The sequence below is a fragment of the Acidovorax sp. MR-S7 genome, from assembly GCF_000400995.2.
In the GTDB taxonomy this organism is placed as follows: Bacteria; Pseudomonadota; Gammaproteobacteria; order Burkholderiales; family Burkholderiaceae_C; genus MR-S7.
The window spans coordinates 236,080-254,265 of record NZ_DF238897.1; the positions used below are offsets into that span (position 1 = coordinate 236,080).

At 63.9% G+C, this 18,186-nt stretch carries 24 protein-coding genes; 23 read left to right on the top strand and 1 reads right to left on the bottom strand.

Annotation, left to right across the window (positions count from 1 at the left end; translation table 11 throughout):
- The first annotated feature begins 41 nt into the window (after positions 1 to 41).
- From AVS7_RS03455 to AVS7_RS03555, 23 genes are all read left to right on the top strand, one after another.
- A complete protein-coding gene (locus AVS7_RS03455; RefSeq protein ID WP_020227133.1) occupies positions 42 to 320 on the top strand; it encodes a hypothetical protein in 279 nt (92 codons plus the stop codon).
- Positions 321 to 324: 4 nt separating this feature from the next.
- The gene (locus AVS7_RS03460; RefSeq protein WP_020227134.1) at positions 325 to 735 is read left to right on the top strand and encodes a DnaT-like ssDNA-binding protein; all 411 of its coding nucleotides are present in this window, start codon (positions 325 to 327) and stop codon (positions 733 to 735) included.
- A 4-nt stretch (positions 736 to 739) separates the two neighbouring features.
- Positions 740 to 1,111, top strand: a complete 372-nt coding sequence (locus AVS7_RS03465; protein ID WP_020227135.1) for a hypothetical protein — start codon at positions 740 to 742, stop codon at positions 1,109 to 1,111.
- Between the two features lie 2 nt (positions 1,112 to 1,113).
- Entirely contained in the window at positions 1,114 to 1,509 is a 396-nt protein-coding gene (locus AVS7_RS03470) for an HK97 gp10 family phage protein (protein ID WP_024000883.1), read from the top strand.
- Positions 1,506 to 1,910, top strand: a complete 405-nt coding sequence (locus AVS7_RS03475; RefSeq protein WP_020227137.1) for a DUF4128 domain-containing protein — start codon at positions 1,506 to 1,508, stop codon at positions 1,908 to 1,910. Before AVS7_RS03470 ends, AVS7_RS03475 begins: the two co-directional genes overlap by 4 nt.
- A gap of 81 nt (positions 1,911 to 1,991) precedes the next feature.
- On the top strand, positions 1,992 to 2,480 hold the full coding sequence (locus AVS7_RS03480) for a Rha family transcriptional regulator (protein ID WP_020227138.1): 489 nt from the start codon (positions 1,992 to 1,994) through the stop codon (positions 2,478 to 2,480).
- A 286-nt stretch (positions 2,481 to 2,766) separates the two neighbouring features.
- Complete coding sequence (locus tag AVS7_RS03485) at positions 2,767 to 3,414, top strand: phage tail tube protein (RefSeq protein WP_020227140.1); 648 nt, start codon at positions 2,767 to 2,769, stop codon at positions 3,412 to 3,414.
- A gap of 111 nt (positions 3,415 to 3,525) precedes the next feature.
- Positions 3,526 to 3,948, top strand: coding sequence for a phage tail assembly chaperone (locus tag AVS7_RS03490; RefSeq protein ID WP_020227141.1), 423 nt, complete (start codon positions 3,526 to 3,528; stop codon positions 3,946 to 3,948).
- Positions 3,949 to 3,980: 32 nt separating this feature from the next.
- The gene (locus AVS7_RS03495; protein ID WP_082176345.1) at positions 3,981 to 4,283 is read left to right on the top strand and encodes a DUF1799 domain-containing protein; all 303 of its coding nucleotides are present in this window, start codon (positions 3,981 to 3,983) and stop codon (positions 4,281 to 4,283) included.
- Positions 4,284 to 4,348: 65 nt separating this feature from the next.
- Entirely contained in the window at positions 4,349 to 4,639 is a 291-nt protein-coding gene (locus tag AVS7_RS24260; RefSeq protein WP_020227143.1) for a hypothetical protein, read from the top strand.
- Between the two features lie 90 nt (positions 4,640 to 4,729).
- Positions 4,730 to 9,952, top strand: coding sequence for a tape measure protein (locus tag AVS7_RS03500; protein ID WP_024000885.1), 5,223 nt, complete (start codon positions 4,730 to 4,732; stop codon positions 9,950 to 9,952).
- Between the two features lie 2 nt (positions 9,953 to 9,954).
- Positions 9,955 to 10,860: a hypothetical protein gene (locus tag AVS7_RS03505; RefSeq protein WP_020227145.1), complete on the top strand. Its 906-nt coding sequence runs from the start codon at positions 9,955 to 9,957 to the stop codon at positions 10,858 to 10,860.
- A gap of 1 nt (position 10,861) precedes the next feature.
- Entirely contained in the window at positions 10,862 to 12,556 is a 1,695-nt protein-coding gene (locus tag AVS7_RS03510) for a hypothetical protein (protein WP_020227146.1), read from the top strand.
- Positions 12,557 to 12,572: 16 nt separating this feature from the next.
- A complete protein-coding gene (locus tag AVS7_RS23295) occupies positions 12,573 to 13,133 on the top strand; it encodes a hypothetical protein (RefSeq protein ID WP_020227147.1) in 561 nt (186 codons plus the stop codon).
- A gap of 118 nt (positions 13,134 to 13,251) precedes the next feature.
- Complete coding sequence (locus AVS7_RS03520) at positions 13,252 to 13,581, top strand: hypothetical protein (protein ID WP_020227149.1); 330 nt, start codon at positions 13,252 to 13,254, stop codon at positions 13,579 to 13,581.
- On the top strand, positions 13,574 to 13,894 hold the full coding sequence (locus AVS7_RS03525; protein ID WP_020227150.1) for a hypothetical protein: 321 nt from the start codon (positions 13,574 to 13,576) through the stop codon (positions 13,892 to 13,894). Before AVS7_RS03520 ends, AVS7_RS03525 begins: the two co-directional genes overlap by 8 nt.
- Before the next feature lie 9 nt (positions 13,895 to 13,903).
- The gene (locus AVS7_RS03530; RefSeq protein WP_020227151.1) at positions 13,904 to 14,626 is read left to right on the top strand and encodes a hypothetical protein; all 723 of its coding nucleotides are present in this window, start codon (positions 13,904 to 13,906) and stop codon (positions 14,624 to 14,626) included.
- Between the two features lie 6 nt (positions 14,627 to 14,632).
- Positions 14,633 to 15,241 (top strand): hypothetical protein, encoded by a 609-nt coding sequence (locus AVS7_RS24265; RefSeq protein ID WP_024000887.1) that lies wholly within the window; start codon positions 14,633 to 14,635, stop codon positions 15,239 to 15,241.
- Positions 15,238 to 15,822, top strand: coding sequence for a hypothetical protein (locus tag AVS7_RS03535; RefSeq protein WP_024000888.1), 585 nt, complete (start codon positions 15,238 to 15,240; stop codon positions 15,820 to 15,822). The genes AVS7_RS24265 and AVS7_RS03535 overlap by 4 nt, the downstream gene beginning before the upstream one ends.
- On the top strand, positions 15,819 to 16,562 hold the full coding sequence (locus tag AVS7_RS03540) for a hypothetical protein (protein WP_020227153.1): 744 nt from the start codon (positions 15,819 to 15,821) through the stop codon (positions 16,560 to 16,562). The genes AVS7_RS03535 and AVS7_RS03540 overlap by 4 nt, the downstream gene beginning before the upstream one ends.
- A complete protein-coding gene (locus AVS7_RS03545; protein ID WP_020227154.1) occupies positions 16,559 to 16,837 on the top strand; it encodes a hypothetical protein in 279 nt (92 codons plus the stop codon). Before AVS7_RS03540 ends, AVS7_RS03545 begins: the two co-directional genes overlap by 4 nt.
- On the top strand, positions 16,834 to 17,553 hold the full coding sequence (locus tag AVS7_RS03550) for a lysozyme (protein WP_020227155.1): 720 nt from the start codon (positions 16,834 to 16,836) through the stop codon (positions 17,551 to 17,553). Before AVS7_RS03545 ends, AVS7_RS03550 begins: the two co-directional genes overlap by 4 nt.
- Positions 17,550 to 18,002 (top strand): hypothetical protein, encoded by a 453-nt coding sequence (locus AVS7_RS03555; RefSeq protein ID WP_020227156.1) that lies wholly within the window; start codon positions 17,550 to 17,552, stop codon positions 18,000 to 18,002. Before AVS7_RS03550 ends, AVS7_RS03555 begins: the two co-directional genes overlap by 4 nt.
- Here the strand turns inward: AVS7_RS03555 and AVS7_RS24270 are convergent.
- The gene (locus AVS7_RS24270) at positions 17,994 to 18,179 is read right to left on the bottom strand and encodes a hypothetical protein (RefSeq protein ID WP_144425042.1); all 186 of its coding nucleotides are present in this window, start codon (positions 18,177 to 18,179) and stop codon (positions 17,994 to 17,996) included. The two genes, AVS7_RS03555 and AVS7_RS24270, sit on opposite strands and share 9 nt — an antisense overlap.
- Positions 18,180 to 18,186 lie beyond the last annotated feature (7 nt).

Below are 18,186 nucleotides of genomic sequence, written 5' to 3' on the forward strand. Positions count from 1 at the left end.
GCGGCCACCACTGCCCGGCGCGTCACTGCAAGGAAAACGCCATGCAAGAGCAACCTGTTTGGTATGAGCCGCACCCCTGCAGCCCGCAGCGCAAGGCCGAGCTGCGCGCGCAGGGCTACCGCATCGTGGATGCGGCGTTTGCGCCCGATGGCTGGCAAGCCCCTGAAGCCAGGAGCGGCGAAACGTCGGAAGACCCTGCGGACGCCGACGGCAACGGTTATCTGTCCGTGGCCGAAATCCGCGATGCATTGGATGAGCGCGGCATCGAGTACGACCCCAAGGCCCGCCGCCCCGAGCTGCTGGCACTGCTGAAAGGCTGACCCCATGCTGATCGTCGCGCCCGCCGATGGTTTCGACTCGCTGGTGTCTGTCGCCCATGCCGACGCCTACATGCTCAAGATGGGCCACTCATGGAGCGGCGCGCCGGAAGAAAGGGAAACCTACCTGCGCCGCGCGACCCAGTACCTGCTGAGCGCATACAGCATCCGGCCCGAGTACCTCAACCCTGTGCATACACAGATTGAATCGGCCTGCTGCGAGGCGGCATTGCGGGCGTCAACGGGCCATCTGTTCGAGGACGTGGAGCCGGTGAGCATCAGCAGCGAAACCGTTGGGCCTATCAGCACGACGTACTCCGCCCCTCGCAACGGCGGGCAGGTGAAGTTCGGCGTCATTGATGCCCTGCTGCGTGGCCTGATCGACGGGCGCGGCATGGTCAAGCTGATCCGGGCCTGACGCGATGGCCAAGGACTACGACAAGACCGCTGCCGCCGCGCTGCGGATGCTGACCAATGCCGGTGCTGCCTGCACCATCGCCAGGCAAGGCGAAGGCAGCGGCAGCTACAACCCGGACACTGGCACGTTCGACCCCGCGCCGGCGCCGCTGGTGCAAACCGGCACTGCGGCAGTGTTCCCGTACCCGGAAAAGCTGATCGACGGCACCACGATCCTGCGCGGCGACCACAAAGCCTACGTTGCCCCGCAGCTCGATTGGGCGCCGCGCGCCACCGACGCCTTCACCTGGCAGTGCAAGAACTACACCGTCATCTCGGTGGATACCCTGGCACCTGCGGGGCGTGTGGTGCTGTACACGCTGCAAGTGAGGGCTTGACCATGGGTTTTGCCGTCAACCTCAACAAGCTCTGCGAGCGCGCAAAGGACAAGGCGCACATCGTGGTGCGAAAGACCGCGTTCGAGCTGCAGGGGATGATGATTGACACCTCGCCAGTTCGGACAGGGCGCTTTCGCAGCAACTGGGCCGTGGGCTTGGGCGCCATCAACACCAGCGCCGACGCTGCACCGGACAAAACAGGCGACTCAGCCAAGGGCCGCGCGCAAGCTGCATTGCAGGGCTGGAAGCCCGGGCAGACAATTTACTTGAGTAATTCAGTCCCCTATGCACTTCGCCTGGAGCGGGGCTGGTCGCAACAGGCGCCGCAGGGCATGGTGCGCCTGACCGTGCAGCGCTACGGCGATGCACTGGCCGAGGCTGTGAAAGGGCTGAAGTGAGCATTGCCGCCATCCAAAGCGCCCTCGAAAAGCGCCTGCTGGCCCTGTCCCCGCAGCTGCCCACCGCGTGGGAAAACGTCACCTTCACCCCGCCCTCCAGCATGTGGCAGCGCGTGAACCACCTGATCAATGCCCCCCGCGATCTGGCGTTGGAGCGCACGCTGCGTCTGGATCGCGGGATTTTCCAGGTCACTGTACACGCGCCCATCAACACGGGGCGCCTGGCTGCCATGCAGCGCGCCGAGCTGATCCGTGACCACTTCGCCCCGGTGCTAATGCTGACCGAGGGCGCTGTGCGCGTGGACATCGTGGACACGCCGCGCATCGCCTCACCGATGGCTGATGAGCCGTGGTGGGCGGTGCCGGTGTCTGTGTACTGGAGTGCGTTCATCGCCACCTGAATTCTTGAGCCGGCGCAGACCGGACGACCCCGAGCCGCCCGCTGAGGCGGCTTTTTTGTTTGTGCGCGCGAAAGGACTGTTATGCACGCCCCCATCGTTTCTGTCATCAATGGCGAGCCGCTGGCCTCCACTGAGGTGATTGCGCGCGGCTTCAAGGTGCCACACCGCAACGTGATCGGCCTGGTGCGCGCGCACGCCGGCACCCTGGCCGAGTTCGGGGTAATCGCAACTCAGCTGCGATTTAACCCGCGCGGCAAGCCGACAGAATTTGCCCTGCTCAATGAGCGACAAGCCACCCTTGTGATGACCATGCTTCGCAACACGCCGCAGGTGCTGCAATTCAAGGTCGCCCTGGTGCGCGAGTTCTACCGGATGCGTGATGCGCTCAACCAGCGCGATCAAAACCTGTGGCAGCAGATGCAAGCACTGATTGCCCGCGAAGTCGAATCCAAGGTGCGCGCCAGCTTCGGCAGCCATTTGATGCTTGAGCGCAAGCGCGAGATCCCGTACTTCACCACCGAGCGCGAGCGGCTGGAAGCCGAGCTTCAGCCATCGCTGCTGCCGCACTGATTGCCACACGTCCTTTCGTGGTTGCCCGCCCCGATCCGTCGCGGCGGGCTTTTTTACACCCAGATTCGCCTATGTCGCCCACCACCCGCGAACTCCACCAAACGCTGATCCGCCTCATCAAAGGCTGCATCGGCGCCTGGGAGCGCTGGCTTGAGCAGCAAGCCCAGAAGTAGCTCCACCGTTTTCTCTAACCCTGCCTCGCAGGCCTGCCACTCCCGCCAGGGACTCGCAGCCATGACGCCTCGCAGAAATCGCCCCGGAAGGGGCACTTTCTGAAAGGCCCACTATGGCACGCACTCCGAATGGGACCGTTCACGCGGTCGCCACCGTCCTCGCATCCGCGAAGACCATCACCGCTATCACCAACGCCGCCGAAGCGTCGTGCTCCAGCACGGCCCACGGCTACAGCGTCGGCGACATCCTCGTCATCTACAGCGGCTGGGGCCGACTGAACTTCCGCGCAGCCCGCGTGAAGTCCGTCACCACAGACGCTTTTGTGCTGGAGAAGATCGACACCAGCAACACCGAGCTGTTCACGCCAGGCGGCGGCGCCGGTTCCGCGCGCAAGGTCAGCACCTGGGTTGACCTGGACCGCACGATGAACCACAGCTCCAGCGGCGGCGACGCCAAGACCGTGAACGTGAAGTTCATCGAGTCGGACGTGGAAATCGTGCTGAACGACGGCTTCAACGCCGTGCAGCGCACCTTTGACATGGACGCCGACATGATCGGCACGCCCGCCTACGAGGCGCTCAAGACGCTGAGCGACACCAACGCCGACACCGTGGTTCGCCGCCGCGCCAAGACTGGCGCCGTGTCGCTGATCCCCGCCAAGGTCAGCTTCAACGAAGAAGAGTCCCTGACCGAAGGCCAGGCTGTGACCGTCAAGGGCACGTTCAACGCACAGAACATCAGCACCCGCTACGCGGCCTGATCCCACGGGCGATAGCCCATCACCCAGCACCGACGCACCCCGGTTCGTTCCTTTCGCAGGGACGGCCGGGGTGCGCACGGGCAATTTTCTCTTCCTGCGAAAGACATCATCATGAGCAAAGCCGACAAGCAAAAGTCCATCCCTGCCGCCAGCATCAAGAGCCTGAGCGGCATCGCCCCCGAATTCGATATGCCTGTGAACGTGCCGCGCCTGGATGGCACGTCGGTGGAACTGCAGATGCGCGCGAAGGGCATGCGCAAGTCCGAGTGGCTGGCCCTGCGTGACGCACACCTTCAAGACCTGCGCGACAACGATAAGCCCCTGAAGGATGCCGAATTCTCGTTCTCGCAGATGGTGGGTGACCGCATGAAAGAGGCGGCCGCGCTGGTGACCAAGGGCGTCTCCGGCTGGCAGTTGGAGGACGCCTTCACAGCCGACAACCTCCTGGCCCTGGAAGATGTTCTCCCCGGTGCGATTCAGGCGATCCTTGGCACCTACGATGCCGCGATGTTCCACGGCCGCCTGGGAAACTAGCTGCCGCCTCGCGCGCGCTCTATGAGCCCCCGATTACAGAATCCGAAGCGCGCTCCGAGGGGTTTGAGCTTGAGGACTATGAAACCGTCGTCATAGAAATCTGGCCAGACAACGAGCGCGCCCTGCAAATCTTCAGATTGGTGGGCACGAGGTGGCGGATTCCGCCAATGGGTGGCGTCCCAATTGGTCTCGAATGGGCATCTATCTATCCTCTGATGGATCGCCTTGGGCTGGATGATTCTGCCTGGAACTCTCTGCATGAGGACTTGATGGTTATGGAGGCCGAGGCCATCTCCACCATGCGCGAGTTCGCGCCGAAGCCAGAAGGCGGGTGATGGAAGGGCGGCGCTGTCGGCCATCCATGCGAAGTAATATCGCGTCATCAACGTATGGAGGCGGTATGGAGATATTGATCGGCTGGGTGGCTCTATGTTTTGCGGTGGCGGCCTGGGCGCATTCCAAGGGGCGATTTGCCTTTGGATGGTTCATCATTTCGCTAATGCTCTCCCCGCTTGTCGGTGGCGTGATCGTTGCGGCTTTGCCAAAGGTCGGCAAAGCCGCATTGCCACGCGACGAGGCTGGACAACCCATCACCGATCAGACCCACGTCCGCTGCCCCGATTGCCGGGAGTTAGTGCGCAGAGATGCGCGCAAGTGCAAGCACTGCAATACGGCGCTGGTGCCGCAGTAAAAGCACTGAATCACACATAGACCGCCTTCGGGCGGTTTTCTTTTCCCAAGGCTCGCTTCGGCGGGCCTTTTGTATTTCTGAGGCGCCCCTATGGCACTTGACGTTGAATCCATCGGCCTGGCGATGGACACCAGTGGGGTCGAGCGCGGCATCAAGTCGCTCGATGAGCTGGCCTCGCGTGGGCCGAAGGTTGAGCAGTCGCTGCAAAGCGTGGAGCGTGCCGCCAAACAGGCCGGGCAAGGCGTCAGCACGCTGGGGCAGAGCGCAGCGGCTACGGGCGTGGATAAGGTGGGCGCTGCAGGTGAGCGCGCCGCGCAGGGGCTGGGCAAGATGGGCCAGGCCGCGCAATCGGCCGTGTCCTCGCAGGCCGCCCTGTCGCGCGCCGTCGATGGCTTCACGCAGACCGAGCGCAAGTACATCCAGTCGCTGTTGGACGAGTTCAACGCGCTGGACCAGACCCGCGCCGCAAAGGCAGCCTACATCGCGCAGCAAAAGGGAATGAGCCAAGCTGCTCAGGAAGTGGCGCGGGCGGTGGGCAGCAAGATTGAAGCCTACAAGGCAGAGCGGGCGGAGCTGGACAAGTTGTCCAATGCGTCAGAAATATCTGCGCAATCCATGGCCGGCATCGCCCGCGCCGGGGTGCAAGCCATCGCCGGCAGCGCGCTGCTGGTAGCCATCAAGGGCGTTGGTCAGGCGCTATTCGATGCCAGCGCGCAGGCAGAGAGGTTCCGCACCACGCTCAATTTCGCCACTGGCGGCCAGGGCGTCCAGGAGATCGCTTACCTGCGCCGCGTGACCGGTGAGTTGGGCCTCCAGTTTGCCAGCACCGCGCAGGCGTACAGCGGCTTCCAGGCCGCAGCGCGAGGCACAGCGCTGGAGGGGCAGAAGGCCAAGGATGTGTTCGAGTCCATCGCCAAGGCGTCTGCCGTGATGGGCCTGTCTGCCGAGCAAAGTGGAGGCGTGCTGCTGGCGCTGCAGCAGATGATTTCCAAGGGCACGGTGCAGGCCGAAGAGCTGCGAGGCCAGCTGGGTGAACGCTTGCCCGGCGCGTTCCAGATCGCCGCGAAAGCCATGGGTGTCACCACGGCCGAGCTGGGCAAGATGCTGGAGCAGGGCCAAGTCGTTGCGGATGACTTTCTGCCGAAGTTCGCCGAAGCACTTGAGGAAGACCTGGGCGGGGCAGCAGAGAAAGCAGCCACCCGACTGGATGCAGCAGTCAACCGTTTTGACGCCGCCTGGGAGCGCTTGAAACAGAATGCTGGCGATAGTGGGTCGAGCAATTTCATCGCGGATCAGATGAACAGTGCTGCGGGCGCGCTGGACTATGTGTCTGTGGCGATGGAGAAAGCACGAGGGGACGGCGGCGGCTTCGCCAGTCAGATGCTGGCCGCTGCTAGCGCGATGCACGACATGACGCTGGTCGGCAAGCGCACCGAGCAGAACATGTACGACAACGCCAAGGCCACGAAAGAGGCGGAGGCGAAGCTGGCGGACTTGCAAAAGCGTGCGGCGACCGAAGGCACAAGCGCCTGGCTGCTCAAGGAAATTGGCCAAACCAACCGCTACATCGCGACGTTGCAGCAAGCCCGCCGTGAGAGGGATGCGCTGGAGGGCGAGGGGGCACAACAGCGCGACCCGCGCGACATCCCCGCCACCATGACGCGCAGCGCCTCCTATGCCCGCTGGGCGCAGGAGCAGAAGGAGAGCGAGCAGAAGATGCTCGAAATCCGGATGCGCCAGTCAGGGGTCAATAAGCAGTACCTGCAAGAACTAAAGGACTTGGAGCAGGCGCTCGCCCGCCAAGTCATCACGCAGGACGAATACACCCAGCGTGTTTCCGCACTTGCCAAAACCACCTGGGACGCGAGCGTTGCCGGCAAAGCCGCAGCCAAGACCTCCAGCGAACGCGCCAGCGCCGCCAAGGCCGAGCAGTCCACCTATGACAAGCTGATCTCGTCCATCCAGACGAAGATCGCTCAGAACGAAGCCGAGATTGCCGGCGGCGCAAAGCTGTCTGAGAACCAGAAGCTGCGCATCAAGTACGCGGAAGACCTGCAAGGATCGCTCCAGGGCATCACTGCGGCGCAACGCTCGGTGATCGAAGGCTACTTGGACGAGCACAAGGCGGCGGAGCTGGCGAACGTCGCGGCACGTGAGGCCATTAAGGCCGCGCAGGAGACCGCTGCTGCGCGCAACAGGGAAGCCGCTGGAATTGATGCTTGGATTCGCGCGCAAGAGGATGCTGCACGCCAGTCCCTCAAGTCCGTGCAGGATCGTATCCACTCAATGGCGGATGAGGCGCGGGCCATTGAGCTTTCGCAGGCGCTGAACGTCAGCTTGGCGGAAGCGATTGAGCTTGTCGCCATCGCTCGCCTGGAGGAAAAGCAGGCTGGCTTTTATGAGGGCTCCGAAGGCTGGGAGGCCATCCAGCGCGAAATCAACGCGCGCCGGGAACTGCTGGGCCTGATCGGCAGCAAGGAAGCGCGCGAGGCCAACAAGCGCGCCGCAGACGAAGCCGCCAAGGACTGGGAGCGCACCGCGCAGACCATCAGCGACACCCTGGCCGACTACATCATGGGCGGCGGCAAGGATGCGGCGCAGTACCTCAAGCGCCTGTTCGCGACGCTGGTGCTGCAGCCTATCGTGCAGGTCGGCGTCGGCGCGCTTCTGGGTGCTGGCCCGGGTGGGCAGCTTGTCTCGGCGGCCATGGGTGGCGCGGGTGGTGGCAGTGCGCTGCTGAATAACGCGGGCTTGGTGGGCGCGGGCGCGCAAGCCATCTGGGGCCTTTCGGCTGGCGCCTCCACGGCCTCGCTGGTCGGTGCAAATGCGGTCGGCATGGCTGGCGGCGATGCGCTGGGCGCGCTGATCGCGGGCAACGGCGCTTGGGCGGGCGTAGGCACCGGGGCAGGCGCGGCGGCTGGCAGCGGCTTCATGGGTGCGCTCTCCGCGATCCCTGGCTGGGGCTGGGCACTTGCTGGCATTGCCGCCTTGGGCGGAATCCTCGCGGGCATGGACGACTCCGGCACGCCCCACATCGGCGGTTCTGCCGCGTGGAGTTCTTCGCAAGGGCTGCGCACGAACCTGGGTTTCCTGGACGACCAGGAAGGCCTTCCCGGCTACAACCCCAACGACAACATCGACAACCAATTCGGCTCGGGCATGCCGTGGGTGCAGGACAACGAGCAAGTGCGCGGCACGCTCGGCGTCATGGCGCAGACCATCGCCAGCACGCTGGACAGCTTCGCCAAGGCATTCGGCCAGCAGGCGGGCTACGACGTGGCCCTGGGGTTCGCGGACGACTCCAGCAAGGACGGATCGTGGGGTGCGCTGCGCATTGCGCTTGGCGACCGCGAGTTGCTGAACTGGAATGACGACCGCGAGAGCAAATGGGCGCCGCGCATCTTCTCGGATGGTGAGCAGGGGTGGGAAGAGTTCACGGCCGCCACCGCGCAAGACCTGCGCGACGTGATGACCGAGATGGACATCCCCGGATGGGTCAAGGACAGCCTGGAAGGCCTCGGGGACAGCTTCGACCTCGACGCATTGGGCGCGGTTGTGACGCAGATCGGCGCCGTGAATACGGCGTTTGACGCACTGAGCTTCGGCGTTGCTGCATTCGCCGACCTGACCGACGAAGCGCGCGGCAGGCTCATCCAGGAGTCCGGAGGCTTGCAAGGCTTCGCGGCATCCGCATCCAACTACTACGACAAGTTCTACACCGACGACGAGAAGCACGCCTTCAAGGAGGACGCGCTGTCCAAGGAGCTGGAGCGCCTGGGCCTGGAGATGCCCAACACGCAGCGTGGATTCCGGGAATTGGTCGAAGCCCAGATAGCGCTTGGCGAATCCGGCGCGGAAACCGCAGCGCGGCTCATGGGCCTCTCCGATGCGGCATTCGAGGTGCTGCCAGCAGCGGACGAAGCGACGAGCGCACTGCGCACGATGGCCGATGCCGCGAAGGAGTCCTTCGGCATCACAGCAGACACCGTCAAAGGCCTGCTGGACGACATCCTTGAAAACGCTGGCAGTGCCAACGAAGCTCGGAACATGGGGGCATCGGGCTTCGAAGAGATGGTCACATCGGCCATCTTCGACTCGCTGCTGTCGAACATCTCCGGCATGGTCATGGCGCAGATCGTGGCCCCGCTCATCGCGGGTGCAACGACCAGCGGGGCCGTACTCGCGGCAGGCGGCGCAACGGGCGGCGCCGCGGTAGCGGGCGGTGGTGTGATGGGCGGCAGCGCATCGGCTGCCGGCGGGTCTGTGGCGGGACAGTCGATCGCACAAGGCGGCGCAGCGGCCGCAAGCGCCATGGTCGCCGGAGGGGCGGCAGTCGGCACCGTCGTGGGCAACGTGCTGGAGGCCGCTCGCGCGCAGATGCAGGCAGTCAGTGGGTTGCTCAACGACCCGGCATTCGCGGACATGCTTGCGGAGTTCGGCAAAGGCTTCGGCGGACTCGCTGGCGACCTCTTCGACCTCAAAAGCAGCATCGGCGGCGGCCTGTCGTCGGTTGGCGGCTCCTTCGGCGGCGCCGCATCGGCGGCAAAAGGGCTGGAGGCGTCGCTCAAGGGCCTCACGTCAGCCATCGAAGACGAGATCAAGCGTCTGCGCGGGATCATGGAGGAAGCGTCCCCCAACAAGGGCTACGACGCCCTGATGGGCGAGTTCGCAACGGCAACTGCTGCTGCCCGGGCTGGGGATGAAGATGCGCGCGGCCTGCTACCCGGCCTTTCCAAGCAGATCGACGCGCTCTTGCCCGACCGTGCGGCCAGCTCCGCCGAGCTTGCGCTGATGCGCGGGTGGCTCGCGGGCAGCCTTGCGGAAACGCTCAAGGCATTTGCGGATGCGGATGCCGCAAAGAGCGAGCAAAAGCGACTGCAAGACGAGGCCAGCGCGCGTGGACGATACGAAGGCGGCAAGTATTTCGCGTGGTTGGATGCCGGGTCACCGCTGGGCGGCTGGTCGGATGAAGAGTACGAGGACTGGTACTACCGCAAATACCTGGGCATCCCAGCGCTTGCCACGGGCACCAACTACGTGCCGCAGGACATGCTGGCCATGCTCCACAAGGGCGAGGCCGTAGTCCCTGAGCGATACAACCCCGCAGCCGGCGGGCAGCAGGTTGTCGTGCCGCAGGCCTTCGCACAGCCGCTGTGGGCCGGAGAGTCGCTAATCGTCGAGGCGCTGCGAGAAGAGTTCGCCCAAGTGCGTGAAGAGAACAGGGCTCTGGCACTTGAGGCCCAGCGCCTGCGCCTGCGCTTGGCGCAATCGCAGGAGCGAACCGAAGGGCTGATCGCTATGCAGGAGGGGTAGGAATGGCTCAAGGCATCAAGATCCTGAAGCCCATGCCCGTGACAGACGCGGTGCTCGAATCGTCCAATGTTCCCGAGGACGACGCCCCCGAGTGGGATGCGGACGAGACCTATGGCGTCGGCGCTAACGTCATGCGCGCGCACGCGGTGTATGAAAACAACGAGCCCGACAACGCTGGCAAAGACCCGTTGACCAACCACGGTCTCTGGACGCGCGTTCGTGCAACGAACCGATGGCGCCTGTTCGACGGAACCAACAGCTCTGCCACCTCACGCGCCAACGCAATCAGCTACGTGCTGGCGCCGGGAGTCGCACTAGGGATGGTGGCCGCGCTGGAGCTGCGCTCGTGCACAAGCATCCGCGTGCGCTTGATAGACCCTGTACGAGGCGTCGTCTACGACAAGACGCTCGCGCCGGGGGCCCGGCCTGTGCGCTCCAGCTGGTGGCAGTGGTATTTCGGCGAGCGCACCCCGGGCCTGAATCTCGCCATCTTCGAGGGCATGCCCGCATATCCGAAAGCGAAGCTCCATGTGGACCTGGTCGGTGGGGCAAAACTGTCGGTCGGCCTGCTGTTGTGGGGCCAGCCGCGCACCTGGGGCCTTGGCCTGCTGCAGGGTGCGAAGGTGGGGCGGCGCATCTACAGTCGGCGCGAGGTCAACGACTTCGGCGACATCAGTCTTGTGAAGCGCCCAAGCGCCAAGACGGGCAGCTTTGAAACCATCATCGCTCGCAGCGAGGTTGATGCGCTGCAGAACTACCTCGACTCCATCGACGCATCTCTGTGCTTGTTCGTCGGCTCAACGATGTATGCATCCACCGTGATCTTTGGCATTTTTCAGAACGCCGAGATGGTCTTGCAGTACCACAACCACTCCGTTCTTCAACTCGAAATACTGGGAGCTACCTGATATGGCCGTGCCCTACATCACCCCACTGCCCGAGGCGCCGTCACCCGACGACGATGAGGGCATCTTCGACGCCAAGGCGTTCGAGCACGTCAAGGCTTTGCACCAGTGGACCGACGAAGTGACCCAAGTTGGCGCCTTCTGCGAGTATCAGGCTGCGCTGTCGCGGGACCACGCCAACCGCTCAGACATTGCGGCAGGCGTTGCGGAAACCCAGTTCGAGCTGGCGCGCGAGCAAGCGGGCGTAGCGATGATGACGGCCCACTACAAGGGGCCGTGGTCCTCATTGGTGGGGGCACTCGCTCGCCCGGCATCGGTGTCCCATGCGGGCCTCTTTTGGGCGCTGAACGTGGATCTGGCCAATGTGGCCACCAGCGAGCCGGGCGCCAATGACAACTGGACTGTGCTACCCGGCGTGGTCGAGCTTGCCACTCCGCTGAACGTCTCCCCCGCATCTGGCGCAACAGGGGTTAACACGCCCACCACCCTGCAGGGCAGCACATTCGCATCGGTGTATGTGGGCAACACGCACGCTAACAGCCAATGGCAGATCAACACGGCCAATGCGTTCCACTCGCCCATCCATGACAGTGGCTCCATAGCGGGCTCGATCAGCTACGTCGTGCCCAATGGCGTGCTCTCTCCCTCGACGCAGTATTGGTGGCGCGTGCGCTACCGCAGCAGCCGTGGCACCTGGTCTGCGTGGTCGAGAGCAACGCCGTTCACCACCGCTGCAGCGTTCGGCCAGTACATCCCCGTGCCTGCGGCAACCCCAGCGTCGTTTGGTAAGGCGTTCCAGGGCGGCTACTACGCGGGCCTGATCTGGCAGGAGATCGCACGCGCGACGCACTCCAAGGCCATTGCCACTGGTGCGTCCGTCGTGTTCACGCTGGACCCTGAATACGATATGTTCGTCAAGCCTCTGGTGTATGTCGGGCAGAGGCTCGATGTGCGCAGCCGCGCGAACCCGGGCAATCGGTTCGAGGGGACCGTGGTGACGGCCGATGGCCTCGCGCTCACGATCAATGTCACTTCCGTGTCTGGATCGGGGACTTTCAGCGACTGGTCCGTCATGGCGCGATTCCGCTGCATCGTCGCTCCGAAATCTTCGGGCCGGCTGACAGACTGGCGTGCGCTCAAGCCTGGCGGCGGGGCACTGCCTGCGGCATGCGTCACGCTCACTGATGGCCTGCTTGCGACGAACGCCATGGTGGCCGATGGCGATGCGACTGTGTATCCGCTTGCCCACTGGGCGCGCAACCTCACGATTGGCGGGTACACCGACTGGTACTTGCCGGCGCGTGACGAGATTGAGCTGATCGCGCGCAATCTTAATAACGACGACTACTGCACCGTTGGCCAGACGCTGGACGTGGCGCTGGCGGCCCAGGCCGGTGCGTGGGGCTATGCGGCCGCAGACGGGATCGGCACAAACCGTAACTCGGTGCCGCAGGGATCGGCTTATCCAGGTACGGTAACGGCTGACCTCGGCAGCGACTTCCACCTGGCCGGGCAGCAATTCGAGGTTGGCAACTACGGTATCCACATGTGGTCATCCACACGGCACCCGAGCACAGTGACCGAGGCCGCCACGATGCAAATGGGCGTGGCCGCTGGGGATATCTACTTCCAGGGTTGGTTCGATGCCGCAAACAGCACCAGCAGGGGCTGCTCGGCCATGCGCCGCAGCATCGTCTAACAGCACAGGAGCAGCTATGCAGTACATCAAATTGACTTTTATCGACGCTGTGACTGGGATTCCTGTCACGCAGGAGCCTGCGGCCAATGGCCCGGTGCTGCCGCCCGTGCAAGGGCTCGTGGTTGAGTGGGAGCGCGAGAGCGCTTATCCCACGGACCAGCCCGAGCTTTTTGGCACGTGTCCGGACGAGAGCGATACCGACCTTGCCGGGGTGCTGGCGGTCATGACGCAAGCCGAGTGGGATGCGGAGCATCAGGCCGAACTGGCCGCGCGCGAGGCGAAGGATCGGCACCTGTGGCAAATCACGCGGTTGGCTTTTCGCAACCGGTTCACCCTGCCCGAGAAAGCAGGGCTGGAGCTTGCGAGCGTGGATGACGCCAGCGCTCCGATGGTCCAGCGCCAGCAAGCGGCATTGCTGCGCGCATACCTGGCAGACGTGGCCGCCGCCACGTTCATCGACCTCAAGCGCCCGGACACGCGCGCCGGTGTCGAGCAACTCGAAGCGCTGGGCTTGCTCGCGGCGGGCCGCGCGGCCGAGATCCTTGATGCGCCGATCCGGCCCGAGGAGGCGCCATGAGGCACTGCAGCATCACTCACCAAGCCCGCACCACGCGGGCTTTTTTTATGGCCGCAGCGGTTGATGTGTACGGCGACTCCATCCTCCCCGGCTACGGCCTCTCCACGGGACTCTGAACATGACCTGTGCCATTAGCACCTTCGACTTCACGCGCAGCGCCACGTTCGACCTGCTAGCCCGCATCCCCGACCGCTTCACGGACGGTCAGTTCGCGGGCTGGGAGCCCGCCAGCGAACTGCGCAACGCCAAGGATGAGCTGATCGCCACGCTCGACGTGGAGTGGGTAGATCCCGCCACCACGCGCATGCTGCGCCTGCGCATGCTCGATACCAGCGGCTGGCCCCTGGGCATGGCTAGCTTCGACATCCGTCTGGAGTCGCCCGCCGGAGAGCGCGTGTACACCACGTCGCAGGCCGTGAACATCGTAAAGGGGCAGACCCGTGCCTGAACTGATCGACGTTGAAATCCAGCTGCCCGACGTGCTCGCGCTGCGCATGGCGCGCCCGCCCGAGGAGTTGCCGGGCGAGATGGCGCTGGTGATTGCTGGGCCGCCCGGGCCGCCTGGTGGTAGCGGCTACACGCATCACCAGGTAACGGCTTCCGCCGTCTGGACCGTCGCCCACAACCTCGGTCGCCACCCCTCAATCACCGTCGTGGACCACCTCGGCGGTCAGCTCTTCCCCGATGTTCGGTACTTGGATGCCGACCTCGCCCAGATCACCCACAGCGTGCCGTTGATCGGCCGCGCGTATTGCAACTGAGGATCAACCATGAAGATCACGAACAACCTCGACGCGGCGGGCAACCAAGTCAAGAACCTGGCCGATGCCACCAGCCCGCAGGATGCTGTCACCAAGGCCCAACTCGACGCCGCCGTGCAGGGCTACAAGTGGAAAGACCCGGCGCGCGTTGCTACCACGGCCAACATCACGCTGTCCGGAGCGCAGACCATTGACGGCGTGGCTGTGGTGGCTGGTGACCGCGTGCTGGTCAAGGACCAGTCGGCAGGCGCCGCCAATGGCATCTATCTGGCAGCAGCCGGGGCCTGGACGCGGGCCGCCGACTTCGATGCGGCCGCCGAAGTGCTGGGTGCGGCCGTCTTCGTCTCCGAAGGGGCGACGCAAGGCAATCAGGTCTGGCTGATGACCACGGATGCGCCCATCACCATCGGCACCACGGTGCTGACGTTCGCCCAGGTCGGCGGCGGTGCCAGCTACACGGCCGGCGACGGCGTCACGATCAGCTCCGGCGTCATTGCTGTAGATGCTGGGGTTGTGGCGCGCAAGGCCTCGGCCACCGTCGGCGACGGCACAGCCACCACCATCACCGTCACGCACAACCTCAATACCCAAGACGTGACGGTCAGCGTGCGCGAGGCGGCCACTAATGCCGGGGTGCTCTGCGACTGGGTAGCCAACGGCGCCAACACCGTGCAGCTCACTTTCGCCACGGCCCCGACAACCGGGCAGTACCGCGCCACTATCACGGGGTAATCGGCCGTGAAACACGTAGGAACGCGCGTCAATGCGAAGGATGTTGCATCGCAGGAGCAACTGATCGATATCGTCGCATCTCAAATCCACGCGACTGCTGATAAATCCACACCCGCCAACGCTGATGAATTCGGTATTGCTGATAGCGCGGCATCCTGGGGTTTAAAGAAACTGACGTGGGCGAATATTAAGGCGGCGCTGGCAAGCCTGTTCGTCAGTAACTCGGGTGGTACGGTTGCTGGCAATCTGACGGTGCAGGGGAGCCTGATGACGACGGCCGGCCCCCTCGGCTACGGCCCTGGCGCAGGTGGGTCGGTGACGCAAGCAACCAACAAGACCACAGGAGTGACGCTCAATAAATCATCGGGTCGGATCACCATGAACAACTCGGCCCTTAGTGCCGGTACTGAAACTGGGTTCGCCCTAACCAACAGCTTTATTACCGGCAACTCGACTATCTCCGTGACGCCCTATGGAGCTAATGGCAACAACTATCGAGTGCGTACTAACGTAGCACCCGGCGTTTGCTCGGTTTTTGTGAAAAACGAAACTGAAAACACCTTATCAGACGCACTGATACTGCAATTCAACGTACTTCAAGGATCATCGTCATGATACTCAAGCAACTCATCAAATACGACAACGCCCACGCCATAGAAGCGACCTGGGTGGATGAAAACGACGTGGTTATCAAATGTCACGCATACAGCAACCACCCTGAGCAGATTGCCATGCTGCGTGCAGACCTTGGCGCAGACGCAGCAGAGCATGAAGCGATGATTGCAGGGGTAGAGGCTACCTATGTGCCGCCCGACCTCCCGCCCGCTGATGAATTGGCTGGTGAATTGCGCACCGCGCTTGCTGCTGAGTACGAGCGCCGCATGCAGATCATCGCATCGGGCTACCCGCCGAGCGAGCGTGAAAGCTGGCCTGTGCAGACCGCCGAGGCCCGCGCGCTGCTGGCCGATCCTGGAGCGGCAACGCCGTGGATTGACGCCGCAGCCGCCGTGCGCGGCATCGACCGCGACGAGTTGGCCGCGCGCATCGCCGCAAAGGACGACGCCTACCGCGTGATCCACGGAGCGCTAACCGGCGCACGCCAGCGCATCGAGGATGCCATCGACACCGCAGGCGACGACGCCGAGGCGCTTGCCGCCATTGACGTGGAGGCCGGTTGGTCGGAGGAACTGCCGTGAACATCATCAAGCTACTCACCATCGCGGGTGTGCCAGTCACTCTGCATGCCCAGGCTATCGAGTGCATCGAGGAAGCAGACGACCGTTCGGACGGCTTGCTGTGGGCCAAGCTCCGGACGCGCACATTTCGCGCGGGCAAGATCGCGGACGCCCTGGACTGGGAGCACGACAGGCTGATCCAGGCACGCCCTGACTGGGCCGACGATGACATTGCACCGATGCTCAACATCACCGCGAACGGCGACAACGGGCCGTGGGAGTTCCCCGGCGGAAAGGTCGAGAGCGGCCGACCCATCGGGCACTTCTGGACGGAACCGGACGACGTGCAGCATTGCTACTGGGCGCCGGGCCATCACCCGCGCAGCCACGCAGCCCGAAAGGCTTGGTATCGCCGCAACGGTGGAGAGTTCCGCGCGTGGCGCCTGGGCATGCCCATCGACCCTGCAAACATGTACCAGCGCTGGCACGGCTCCGAGGGCAGGCTGTCGGTCACGGTCTACCGCAGCGGCGATGCATGGCTCTTGCTGACCACGCGCCAGATCCTCGGGAAGCTGCACATCAAGACTCGCAAGGGCTTTGAGGTGGACAACGTTTTCTCAGGCCCCGTCACGCCGCAGATGTGGTTCCCGATCCCGGGCTACGAGCTGCGAGCGCCGGTCACTTGGTCAGTGCTCCCGCAGTGGGGCGCGCCGACACAACCCGCCCAGGCGGGTTTTTTTACGCCTGGAGGGGCTGCATGAGCGAACAAGAGCAAGGCCAGCGCATCACGCGCGTGATCGATTTCCGCATCCCGTTGCCGTGGCTACTGGGCATCGGCATGGCGGTCGGGTGGGCGCTGGTGTCCATGTGGTTCAGCGTCAATCAGCTGGTGCGGGACGTGGCGGATTTGCAGATCACCGTGAAGGCAGGGAACACCCAGGCAACCACCGTCGCGGGCGAAATCGCGCTGCTGCGATTCCGGGTCGAGAACCTGGAGGCGGCCAACCGGCAGCCGACGAAGGGAGGTGAGCGATGAAAACATCCACGCAGGGCCTGGCCCTGATCAAAGAGTTCGAGGGCTTCCGTGGCGAGGCGTATATACCCGTGCCCGGAGATAGGATGACTATCGGCTACGGCTTCACCAAGGGCGTGAAGATGGGCGACCGCATGACCCGCGCACAAGCGGACCTACGACTGGCGCTGGAGGTGGCGCCTTACGAGGCGGCGGTCTACGCCGGGTGCATCGAGAAGCCCAATCAGCACGAGTTCGATGCCATGGTCAGCCTTTGCTACAACATCGGGCAAGCCGGGTTCGCGCGCTCGACGGTGCTCAAGGCGCACAACCGAGGCGACAAGCAAGCGGCAGCGCGGGCCTTCGGCCTGTGGAACAAGTCGGGGGGCAAGGTCTATGCCGGGCTGACGCGCCGGCGAGCGAGGGAGTCCGCGCTGTATCTCACGCCCGTGCCGGATGACGTGAGCGACCCGGTACACGGCGCAATGCCGCTGATGCCGCAGCAGGTAGACCCAGAAAGCCGCATGACGCAATCGCCCATCAACAGGGCCGGCGTGGTGGCTGGGGGTACTGCTGCGGTGGCTACCGTGGCAGAGACCGCTCGCACCGTTGCCGATGTGAAGTACAGCGTGGCGAGCCTGGGCGACTGGATGATCCCCATCCTGCTGCTGGTGATCGTCGGGCTGTGCGGGTATCTCGTCTGGCAGCGCGTACGACAGAGGCGGGAGGGCTGGGCATGATCTATACGCACGCAGCGGCAGGGATAGCCGGAGCCGTCCTGGCCGGCATTCTGTCTTGGAACGTCCAAGGCTGGCGCATGGGTGAGCAGATTGCCGCCATCCAGGCCCAACACGCCGAAGCTACAGCAAAGGCGCAATCTGACGCTAGAGCTACTGAAAAGGCGCTTTCCGACAAGCTACAGGAGGCACAGAACAATGCAACGAAACGCGAGAACAAGCTGCGCAATGACGCTGCTGCTGCCCGTCGTACTGCTGACGGGCTGCGCGACACCATCTACGCCCTCCGCGCCGATCTGCCCAGCTATTCCCAGTCCGCCGCAGCTAAGACAGCCGACACCGCAGCAGAGCTACTCGGAGTCTGCGCGGACGAATATCGAAGCGTGGCGGAACAGGCTGACAGGCACGCTGCAGACGCCGTGATGCTGCGCGAGGCGTGGCCTTCAAAATAGCTGCAAATCATTCTTGCCACAGTCGTTGCAGCCAATAGTGATGCTTGGTGGATCGGATGACATCTCTGAATAGACGGTTCCCCCGTCTATGTCAACAACGATGTTTTCTGACCCGCACATACGGCAGATGATTTTGAAGCGCTCTTTGATTTGGGAGGTGGTATTGAGATCATCCATGTTTGTT